Source organism: Thermodesulfobacteriota bacterium (assembly GCA_035559815.1).
Lineage (GTDB): Bacteria > Desulfobacterota_D > UBA1144 > Nemesobacterales > CSP1-2 > DATMAT01.
Genome location: DATMAT010000075.1, coordinates 1 through 9,832, shown reverse-complemented (window position 1 = coordinate 9,832; position 9,832 = coordinate 1). Strand labels below are relative to the sequence as shown.

The 9,832-nt window shown below is 45.6% G+C and carries 9 protein-coding genes; 5 read left to right on the top strand and 4 right to left on the bottom strand.

What is annotated here, in order from left to right; translation table 11 throughout:
• Positions 1–81: 81 nt before the first annotated feature.
• The 3 genes from gloB (at position 82) to metH (ending at position 5,348) form a co-directional block, all read left to right on the top strand.
• Complete coding sequence (gloB, locus tag VNN20_16880; GenBank protein ID HWP93863.1) at positions 82–888, top strand: hydroxyacylglutathione hydrolase; 807 nt, start codon at positions 82–84, stop codon at positions 886–888.
• 141 nt (positions 889–1,029) lie between these two features.
• Positions 1,030–1,551, top strand: a complete 522-nt coding sequence (locus tag VNN20_16875) for a pentapeptide repeat-containing protein (protein ID HWP93862.1) — start codon at positions 1,030–1,032, stop codon at positions 1,549–1,551.
• Positions 1,552–1,592: 41 nt separating this feature from the next.
• Positions 1,593–5,348, top strand: coding sequence for a methionine synthase (metH, locus tag VNN20_16870; protein HWP93861.1), 3,756 nt, complete (start codon positions 1,593–1,595; stop codon positions 5,346–5,348).
• A 551-nt stretch (positions 5,349–5,899) separates the two neighbouring features.
• On the opposite strand, the gene VNN20_16865 is transcribed toward metH, so the two are convergent.
• A complete protein-coding gene (locus VNN20_16865; GenBank protein HWP93860.1) occupies positions 5,900–6,280 on the bottom strand; it encodes a response regulator in 381 nt (126 codons plus the stop codon).
• A 67-nt stretch (positions 6,281–6,347) separates the two neighbouring features.
• Between VNN20_16865 and VNN20_16860 the strand changes: the two genes are divergently transcribed.
• Positions 6,348–7,064: an HAD-IA family hydrolase gene (locus VNN20_16860; GenBank protein ID HWP93859.1), complete on the top strand. Its 717-nt coding sequence runs from the start codon at positions 6,348–6,350 to the stop codon at positions 7,062–7,064.
• A 145-nt stretch (positions 7,065–7,209) separates the two neighbouring features.
• A complete protein-coding gene (locus VNN20_16855) occupies positions 7,210–7,653 on the top strand; it encodes an EamA family transporter (protein HWP93858.1) in 444 nt (147 codons plus the stop codon).
• Between the two features lie 11 nt (positions 7,654–7,664).
• On the opposite strand, the gene VNN20_16850 is transcribed toward VNN20_16855, so the two are convergent.
• The 3 genes from VNN20_16850 to VNN20_16840 all read right to left on the bottom strand — a co-directional run bounded on the left by VNN20_16850 (position 7,665) and on the right by VNN20_16840 (position 9,306).
• Positions 7,665–7,874, bottom strand: a complete 210-nt coding sequence (locus VNN20_16850; protein HWP93857.1) for a DUF4177 domain-containing protein — start codon at positions 7,872–7,874, stop codon at positions 7,665–7,667.
• Positions 7,875–7,880: 6 nt separating this feature from the next.
• Positions 7,881–8,861, bottom strand: coding sequence for a porphobilinogen synthase (hemB, locus tag VNN20_16845; protein ID HWP93856.1), 981 nt, complete (start codon positions 8,859–8,861; stop codon positions 7,881–7,883).
• A gap of 106 nt (positions 8,862–8,967) precedes the next feature.
• Positions 8,968–9,306 (bottom strand): metalloregulator ArsR/SmtB family transcription factor, encoded by a 339-nt coding sequence (locus VNN20_16840; protein ID HWP93855.1) that lies wholly within the window; start codon positions 9,304–9,306, stop codon positions 8,968–8,970.
• Positions 9,307–9,832 lie beyond the last annotated feature (526 nt).

The window sequence follows — 9,832 nt, the reverse complement described above, 5'->3', positions numbered from 1 at the left end:
AAGTAATCTCCTTTTTCCATGTAAAATCTTTGATAAATGTAAAGTTGCCGGAGAATAGAGTTAACTCAAGAGAGGGCAAAAATGGATTTATTCATCGATAAAGGATACGGTATTGCCCGGATCCGCATAGAAGAAAGCGATAAGAACTATAACTACGCCCTCTGGTGTGAAGAAACCTCTGAATGCGCGGTCATAGACCCGCTCGATGCAAAGACCCTGCTTGATTTTGTAAAGGACCGGAAGTTGAGAGCAATGTATGTGGTCAATACCCATGCTCATCCCGACCATATACAGGGAAACGATGTTATGAGAAAGGCCACACTAGCCAAGATCCTGACCCACCCGATAGGGCGGGATTTTATCTCCTCAGAAAGCGAAGCTATAGACGAGGGTAGTACGATAGAAATAGGCAAACAAAAAATCATTGTTATCCATACTCCGGGCCACTGTCCTGAGCATGTTTCCTTGATTTTCGGTGAAAACGTTTTTGTTGGAGACACCCTGTTTCTTGCCGGCTGCGGCAATACCAGATACAGAGGGGACGTCGACCAGCTTTACCAAAGTATTGCATTCAAGCTTAGGGCCCTCCCTGACGACTATAGGGTTTTCTGCGGACATGATTATGCGGAAACGAACCTTAGTTTTGCTTTAAGTATTGAACCCCATAACGAGGCGGCTAGGGTTAAGCTAGACGAGGTGAGGTCTTCTTATAAAAATGGAAAGGAGCCGAATCCCACAACGATCGGAGAGGAAAAGAAATACAATCCTTTTTTCCGGTTTGATGTTCCTGAGGTAGTCAGGGAGGTAAAAAAGAGAAAACCTTCCGTCGGGGATGACCCCCGGTCGATTTTTAAAGAGCTACGTGAGCTGAGGAATAATTGGAAATAATCTGGTTATTCATGTTTTCTAAGACAATTGTCAGACAAGAATGTCTGACCTACCACATGTTATTTGTATAAAAAATAATTTAGAACAGACACTTTTGTCTGTTATATAAGCAGTATCGCCTAAAGTCCGAGGGAATAGAATATGGCCAAAAAAGAGCACATTGATTTCCTGAGACAAGGGGTTGATGTATGGAACAGATGGAGAGAGCAAAACCCGGACGTTATTCCGGATCTTAGCTGGGGAACTCTGAGCGGAATGAATCTAAAGGGAGTAAACCTGGAGGGGGCAAATCTGAAGCTGGCATATTGTAAGAAGACCTATCTTGAGAATGCTAATCTCAAGGGAGCTAACCTTTATGGAACCAACTTTGAGGATGCGATGCTCAAAGGAGCAAATCTGGAAGGAGCAAATCTGGAAGGGGCGCATTTAATGAGGTCAGACCTATCAGAAGCCAATTTAGCCCAATCATCTCTAAAAATAGCCAACCTAGAAGGTGCGAGGCTAACCGAGGCTGATCTTACCGGGGTAAAAAAGCTAACGCTTGAACAGCTTTCGAAGGTAAAGACGGTATATAGGGCAAAATTAGATTTATACCTTCTGGAACAATTAAAGGAAAAATGCTCTTACTTATTAGAGAGAGATAATCCAGATAGCCAATTTTAGCCATTATAATAATTTGCCTGCCTTTTGGTATAATTTCATACATGCCAACGAAACCGATCAGCGAAAAGTACAGGGCGCTTAAGCAATTACTCGACGAACGCATCGTTTTTTTAGACGGCGCCATGGGCACCATGATCCAGCGCCATAAATTAGATGAACGAAGCTTTAGGGGAGTGCGTTTTAAGGACCATCCTAAAGACCTAAGGGGAAATAGCGACCTTTTAAATCTAACCCGGCCGGAAATTATTTCTGACATACATCGCCAGTACCTGGAAGCCGGTGCCGATATTATCGAGACCAATACTTTTAACAGCACCGGAATTTCACAGGCCGATTACGGCCTTGAGTCTATTGCCTACGAGTTAAATTTTTCCGGCGCCCAAATTGCACGCGGCGTTGTAGATGAATTCATGAAAGAAAACCATGGACGGCAATGTTTCGTCGCCGGTGCACTAGGACCGACCAACAAGACGGCCTCGATGTCGCCGGATGTGAATAACCCGGCATTTCGCACGGTTACCTTTGAGGAGTTGGTTGAAGCTTATTACGAGCAAGTGAGGGGGTTGGTTGATGGGGGAGCGGATATCCTATTATGCGAGACTACTTTCGATACGCTTAATCTTAAGGCGGCTATTTTTGCCATCGAAAACTTTTTTGATGTGAATCCGGTAAGGCTACCGGTTATGCTCTCGGTAACGATTACCGATGCCTCCGGCCGCACCCTTTCCGGCCAGACCGTAGAGGCTTTCTGGTATTCCGTCATGCACGCAAAGCCATTGAGTGTTGGTATCAATTGCGCCCTTGGTGCCAAGGAAATGCGCCCTTATATCGAAGAACTTTCCAAGCTTGCCCACTGTTACATAAGTTGTTACCCCAATGCCGGACTGCCCAATCCTCTAAGCGATACGGGCTACGATGAGACGCCCGAGGTTACGTCGCATTTTCTCGAAGACTTCGCCAAGAGCGGATTTTTGAACATTGTGGGCGGCTGTTGCGGGACCACCCCCGAACACATACGAGCCATAGTGCAAAAAATAGAAAAGCTTCCCCCGCGGAGGATTCCCAAGACCAGCCCGGCAACCCGGCTGAGCGGGCTTGAACCGCTTAAGATAGAGGGGGATAAGGCGCCATTTATCATGGTTGGTGAACGAACCAACGTGACCGGGTCGCCCCAGTTTGCCAAACTGATTAAAGCAGGCGATTTCGATGGGGCGTTGGCCATAGCCAGGCAACAGGTCGAAAACGGTGCAAATATCATCGACGTTAATTTTGATGAAGCACTTCTCGACAGCGAGGCTTGTATGGCCAGGTTTCTCAACCTGATTGCCTCTGAGCCGGATATCGCTCGAGTCCCCATCATGATTGACAGCTCAAAGTGGTCGGTCATAGAATCCGGCCTTAGATGTGTCCAGGGCAAGTGCATAGTGAATTCGATAAGCCTGAAAGAAGGGGAAGAAAAATTCTTGGAACATGCCCGGCTAATCATGCGCTACGGAGCGGCGGCGATAGTGATGGCTTTTGACGAGCAGGGACAGGCCGCTTGTAAAGCGGACAAGATAAGAATATGTCAGCGTGCCTATAAGCTCTTGACCGAAAAAGCGGGGATGGATCCCACCGATATCATCTTTGACCCGAACGTGCTGACGGTGGCTACCGGGATAGAAGAACATAATAACTATGCGCTCGATTTTATCGAAGCCATTAAGGAGATAAAGGCCACCTGCCCCGGAGTACGCACTAGTGGAGGGATAAGCAATATTTCTTTTTCCTTTCGAGGAAACAACGTCGTCAGGGAAGCGATGCACAGCGCTTTTCTATACCATGCCATAAATGCCGGGCTGGACATGGGTATCGTCAACGCCGGAATGCTTGCCGTTTACCAGGATATTGATAAAGAGCTTCTGGAATTGGTGGAGGACGTTCTCCTAAACCGTAGACCGGATGCAACAGAAAGACTGATTGCATATGCGGAGAAAGTCAAAAGCACTGAAAAAGCCAAGTCTAAAGACGAGAATCAGTGGCGGAAAGGCACGGTAGAAGAACGCCTGATTCACGCGCTGGTCAATGGAATCACTGACTATATAGATGGAGATACCGAGGAAGCGCGTCAAAAATATGACAAACCACTTGATGTTATAGAAGGCCCACTCATGGAAGGCATGAAGGTGGTTGGAGACCTCTTCGGGGCGGGCAAGATGTTCCTGCCTCAGGTGGTAAAAAGCGCCCGAGTCATGAAAAAGGCAGTAGCCTATCTCGAACCCTTCATGGAGGCGGGGAAGGCCAAAACCGAGAACGCCAGGAATCAAGGAAAATTTGTAATCGCCACGGTTAAAGGCGACGTGCACGACATTGGGAAAAATATAGTCTCGGTGGTGCTAGCCTGTAATAATTACGATGTTATCGACCTCGGTGTGATGGTTCCGTGTGAAAAGATCCTTAATACGGCAAGGGAGGTTAAAGCCGATATCATCGGTTTGAGTGGTCTTATCACGCCTTCTCTTGAGGAGATGGTTTATAATGCGGCGGAGATGGAAAGACAGGGTTTTAAGATACCCCTTCTCATCGGCGGGGCTACGACCAGCAAGGCTCACACTTCTATCAAGATAGCTCCCCAATATAGTGGGGTAGTCGAGCATGTTCAGGATGCCTCCCTGGTTGTAGGTGTATGCAGCAGCCTGCTAAACCCGGAAAAAGCAGATAAATACATGGCGGAAATCCGTGCGGAACAGGAAAAACAGAGACAAAAATATGCTGCCGGAAAGAAACAGAGAAGCTTTGTTTCCATCGAAGAGGCGAGGGCAAACAGGTTTAAAACCGACTGGAAAAATATAAGAATTGACTCCCCAGGGAAACTGGGCGTGCAGGTTTTTGATGATATTCCGCTCGAAGAGATCGCGCCTTTTATAGATTGGTCCCCTTTATTCTGGGCCTGGGAGCTAAAAGGTGTCTATCCAAGGATTCTTGAGCACAAGGACTATGGGCCCCAGGCAAGGGAACTCTTTCAAGATGCTCAAAGGCTTCTAAAAGAGATCGTCACAAACAGGCGCTTCCGAGCACGAGCGGTCATAGCTTTGTGGCCGGCGAATAGCGTTGGCGACGATGTCGAGCTTTATACGGATGAATTACGTAAAGAGGTTCTGGGAACTTTTCATTTCCTTAGACAGCAGAAGGAAAAGGAGGAAGATGGTATATATTACAGCCTCTCTGACTTTGTAGCCCCGAGAGAAACGGGCCGTAAGGATTATATAGGCGGCTTTGCAGTGACTGCTGGGGATGAAGTGGAGGAATTGGCAGAAGCCTTCAAGGCTAAGAACGATGACTATTCGGCCATAATGGTCAAGGCTCTTGGCGACAGGTTTGCCGAGGCGCTTGCGGAGATGATGCATAGGAAAGTGCGAATAATATGGGGTTACGGACGGGATGAAGACTTATCTTACGAAGACCTAATCAAAGAGAAGTATAGGGGTATCCGCCCGGCGCCCGGTTATCCAGCCTGCCCGGACCATACCGAGAAGAGCCTACTCTGGCATTTGTTAGAGGCAGAAACCAACGCTGGTATATTCCTTACCGAAACCTTCGCCATGAACCCTCCTAGTTCTGTCTCCGGCTGGTATTTCGCCCATCCTGAAGCAAGATATTTCCATGTTGGTCAGATTGACCGGGACCAGGTCGAGGACTATGCCAGACGAAAAAATATGACTGTTGAAGAAATCGAAAGATGGCTTGAGCCTAATTTGGGGTATGAGAGAGGCGGTGCAATAAAACCAGTTGAAGGATCGAGAGAGTCAAAGAAGTAAAAATTGTATTCTATACAATATGGCCCTGGATTAACATTAAATTGTAATAACCAGAATTTAACCAAACAGACATGCCTTAGCGAATCGTTTCTAAGGAGAATTTTACTTGTCTAACTATCACTCTGGAGTAGGGTGGAAAGGCAAACACCTCAATAACACATCCTTCGACCAGGCTCAGAGCCTGTCCTGAGTAAAACGAAGGAATGAGCGGATGTATATCCGCTAAGATGATTAATGAAATAAAAACCGTTCATTCTGAGCACTGTCGAAGAATGAACACCTCAAGAGACTCCATCTTTCGATTGACCCTTCGATAAACTTACATCAGGCTCAAAGTCTGTCCTGATCACGTTCGATAAACTCAGTGTAAATTCCATGAAGGAACGAGTGGGTTTACATCCGCTGAAAGTGATTGTAGTAATGTATTGAAAGAATGTAATTTATCCCGACACCGCCAGACAAATCAAATCTTGATTATTACAATTTAAATTAATTTCTTGGCTTTTAGCTTTTGATACATTCTACGACACGTATTTTTAACCATAAGAGCTCTATTTTGAATACCTCATCAATATCTCCCTCAACTCCCTGGAAAACCGGGACCGGGGAAGTACCGGGTCGCAGCCGGCATTGGTTGCTTCCTTCTTCAATTCTGTCTGTACATGGGACAAGTAGCCTAGAATGGGGGTATCTTGTAAATCTGAGCAGGACTTGAGGTCTCTAATAGTTTGGATGGGATTATGGGTTTTGGAGTTGAGGTCGAATATAATTAGAGACGGCTTTTCTGATTGTAGTTTATGGATTAAACCGTTGGGGTTTTTTATGAATTCTATTTCCAGATTTAGAGGCTTTGCCGCCTCCCTGATTTTGGAGGAAAAAATCATATCATCTAAAACTGCTATAATTTTTGGGCTATGGTTTCTCTCTATCATATTGGCCTACTATTTGTAAAAATAGAGTGTATATTAAACATTCTACTTATTCAAAAAGGGTTTCAAAATGGGCAATAATCGGATAAAAGCCGTTTTTTTTGACGCGGCGGATACGCTTTTTCACATTAAAGGCGGTGTAGGAAATCAATACTGGCGCGTGGCCAAAAAATACGGCACTAACTCTACGCCGGAGAGGATAGAAAAAGCCTTTAGTAGGGCCTTTAAGTCGGCTCCGCCGCTAACATTTCCCCACCTTTCTCCCGAGGATAGAAAAGCCTATGAGAAGAAATGGTGGTACGAAGTAGTAAGGAATGTTTTTTCCGAAGCAGGCATGTTTGAGCGATTCGACGACTACTTCGAGGAGCTTTTCGAGACGTTCAGAAGTGAGGCCTGGGAGCTATTTCCGGAGACGAAAGATGTTTTGTCGTCTCTCAAAGAAAAAAGGCTAACGCTGAGCGTGGTATCCAATTTCGACACCAGGGTTTACGACGTGTGCACCGAGCTGGGCATCATAGATTATTTTGACTTCTTTGTTATATCCAGCGAGGTGGGATTCTCAAAGCCTTCCCCAGAGATATTCGAGTTGGCACTAAGCAAAAGCGCAATATCCGCGTCCGAGTGTATTCACGTAGGCGATAGTTTTGAACATGATTTCTACGGAGCCAGTTCTGTCGGGATCAAGGTTGTCCTGTTAGACAAGAAAGGAAAGTATAAGAACAGGGATGACGTGCACAGAATTGAAAGCCTAGCTGAGATTATGAAGTTTGTGGACGACGGCTATTAATCATATAACGCCTGATGGTTTTCATCAGTTATAAAGAGATGGAGAATGTGGTAGGGGCACGCTGCAGCGTGCCCCTACGGGTTTGGTTGCTTTATCATCCGGGACAACGGATGACGAGAATAAAAAGGGTTCCTGGAGGCATATAATGAAAACTGCAGCTCTTGCATTGCTCGTGGCATCCATATGGGGAATAACCCCTATATTTGAAAAACTTAGTCTAATTAAGGCTTCTCCCCTCACTGTAATGACTATTAGGTTCATATTCACGACTACTATAGTGGTCGTCATATCGTTAGTGACTGGCGGTTATAAGGAGCTTGGCGCTGTTGATGGCAAAACCCTTCTCTGGATAATCCTTGCCGGAATTTTAGGCGGGATCGTCGGGCTGTTCATTTACTTTTTTGCGCTCAAGCAAGACTTGACCTCGAGAATAGTCCCGATTGCGGCTACCTTTCCTCTTTTCACCGCGCTTTACGCTTCAATATTTTTGAGAGAAGCGATAACCCTCCCCCGGCTTGCTGGTATTGTCCTGATTGTGGTTGGATTGATCCTGATAAATTGGAATAATGTGGTGAGTAAACCGGAGTGAGTAATTAGGATCTAATCCTCTTCTTCTCTTTCTTGCTCTTTGGCCTCTTCGCTCCTGGCAAAAATCACAAATGCCATGGCTGGTCTTTTTGAGGACTCCCGCATGGCAAACTGAATCGTATCCAAAGTCCAACCCTTACCAACCCAATCGTTCAGGACTTTTTCTAGTTCTTCATCGGTAACGGTCATGACTTCTACGACTTTATACAGGGTTTTTTTCATAGGCTATTATTGGGATGATCGTATAATTTTTGCCGCTTCCTTGGCAAAGTAGGTAATTATAATATCCGCTCCGGCCCGTTTTATGCTGGTGAGAACTTCAATCATGGCCTGGGTTTCATCAACCCAGCCCAGTTTTCCGGCGGCCTTAATCATGGAGTATTCTCCGCTGACGCTATAGGCGGCAAGAGGATGGTCGAATTCTTCCCTGGCCGCTCTTATCACGTCAAGATAGGAAAGCGCCGGCTTTACCATAACGATGTCGGCACCTTCTTCTATATCTAAAGCAATTTCTCTCAGGGCCTCCCGGACGTTAGGCGGGTCCATCTGGTATCCGCGTCTGTTTCCAAACTGGGGCGTCGACTCAGCTGCCTCCCTGAACGGCCCATAAAAGGCAGAGGCGTATTTGGCCGAATAGGACATAATGGCCACGTTTTCAAAGCCGTTTTCATCCAGTGCCTCCCTTATCACTCCGACCCTGCCGTCCATCATGTCGGATGGTGCGATTACATCTGCACCCGCTTTTGCATGGGAGAGGGCTATTTGGGCCAGATAGTCGAGCGTTTCATCATTTGCTACCTCTCCATCCTTGATAATCCCGCAGTGCCCATGGCTGGTGTATTCGCACATGCAGACGTCGGTCATTAAAAGAATATCCTCCACGTTTTCTCTTATATTTCTCAACGCTCTCTGAATTATCCCGTTATCATCGTACCCCTCCGAACCGAATTCATCTTTATTCTCCGGGATGCCGAATAGTAGAATCGCTTTTATCCCAAGTTCTCTGGCCTCTCTCACCTCATCTATCGCATTATCGACCGACTGTCTGAAAATACCGGGCATGGAATTAACCTCCTCTTTTGTCCTCTTACCCGGCAAGATGAACATGGGGTACACTAGGTCGCTTACGGAGAGAGCGGTTTCTCGTACCATCTCTCGTATTAGTTCGTTTCTTCTTAGCCTTCTAGGGCGGTAGGCGGGGAAAAACATTTGTGTAGAATTTTAATTGGTTTAGTCTCCTAAAGTCAACATTACTCAAATTATAGGATTTCTAGGAAGGTTTAAGGAATTATATCAAGCGAAATTTTTACTGAGCTTACTTGTGTTCCATTACCTTGCTAAGGGCCTTTCTAAGAGATTCTACTTCAGAAAGCTCTATTTCAAAAAACTTTAGTGCTTGTTGGACGATATCCATGACTTTCTTATTGTGTAACTTATAAAACACATGCACGCCTTCTTGCCTTACGTCTACAAGATGATGTGCTCTTAAGATAGCTAGATGCTGAGAGGCGTTCGACGAGCTTAGTCCTAGCCTCTCATGAATCTCTTTAACGTCTTTCTCAGACTCGTTCAGGAGTATTATAATTTGTAAGCGGGTTGGATTTGAAAGAACCCCAAAAAGCTCAGACACCGATTTGATTATACGTTTGGGCATTTGGTATCTTGGAAGATAGCAAGTTTATAATATTATTAAAATATCATATGATAATAATAATGAATGAAAACTCTTTTCAGATTTACTCAACATGTCATTTCAACCTCTCCAATTAAATCAGTGTTCCGCTTTCTTGTTTCCTACCTCTTCAATCATCAAAAGGGGCTTGCATATTTTGTGGTTGGTGTCGTATGGCCTCGTGAATCTATATTTATGTGGTGAATTGAAGGACAATAACAACTTCGGACCTCCGATTCTTACGACCAGAGCATTCGCTGGAAGACAAAAGGGGCAATCCTGCTCAAAGATTGCCCCTAGCAGGAGGGTATGTGAAAAAAGAGAAGTAACTAATTGCTCTTTGCATTATGATATTTAAGCCTTCTTCTACTTTCTGGCGCTGAATTTGAGGCCGGCCTTAACCCGGTCCCAGGTCTTGTCCGTTATTTCCTTCAATTCTCCCATCTTGATCTTCTGAGTAGCCGTCACCGGAAATCCCTCCGCATATACCTCTATGAACCGGGGCACC

What these genes read in the sequence shown, in the direction of transcription:
- gloB (HWP93863.1), top strand. Translation starts at nt 82, where the DNA reads ATGGATTTATTCATCGATAAAGGATACGGTATTGCCCGGATCCGCATA.
- VNN20_16875 (HWP93862.1), top strand. Translation starts at nt 1,030, where the DNA reads ATGGCCAAAAAAGAGCACATTGATTTCCTGAGACAAGGGGTTGATGTA.
- metH (HWP93861.1), top strand. Translation starts at nt 1,593, where the DNA reads ATGCCAACGAAACCGATCAGCGAAAAGTACAGGGCGCTTAAGCAATTA.
- VNN20_16865 (HWP93860.1), bottom strand. Translation starts at nt 6,280, where the DNA reads ATGATAGAGAGAAACCATAGCCCAAAAATTATAGCAGTTTTAGATGAT.
- VNN20_16860 (HWP93859.1), top strand. Translation starts at nt 6,348, where the DNA reads ATGGGCAATAATCGGATAAAAGCCGTTTTTTTTGACGCGGCGGATACG.
- VNN20_16855 (HWP93858.1), top strand. Translation starts at nt 7,210, where the DNA reads ATGAAAACTGCAGCTCTTGCATTGCTCGTGGCATCCATATGGGGAATA.
- VNN20_16850 (HWP93857.1), bottom strand. Translation starts at nt 7,874, where the DNA reads ATGAAAAAAACCCTGTATAAAGTCGTAGAAGTCATGACCGTTACCGAT.
- hemB (HWP93856.1), bottom strand. Translation starts at nt 8,861, where the DNA reads ATGTTTTTCCCCGCCTACCGCCCTAGAAGGCTAAGAAGAAACGAACTA.
- VNN20_16840 (HWP93855.1), bottom strand. Translation starts at nt 9,306, where the DNA reads ATGCCCAAACGTATAATCAAATCGGTGTCTGAGCTTTTTGGGGTTCTT.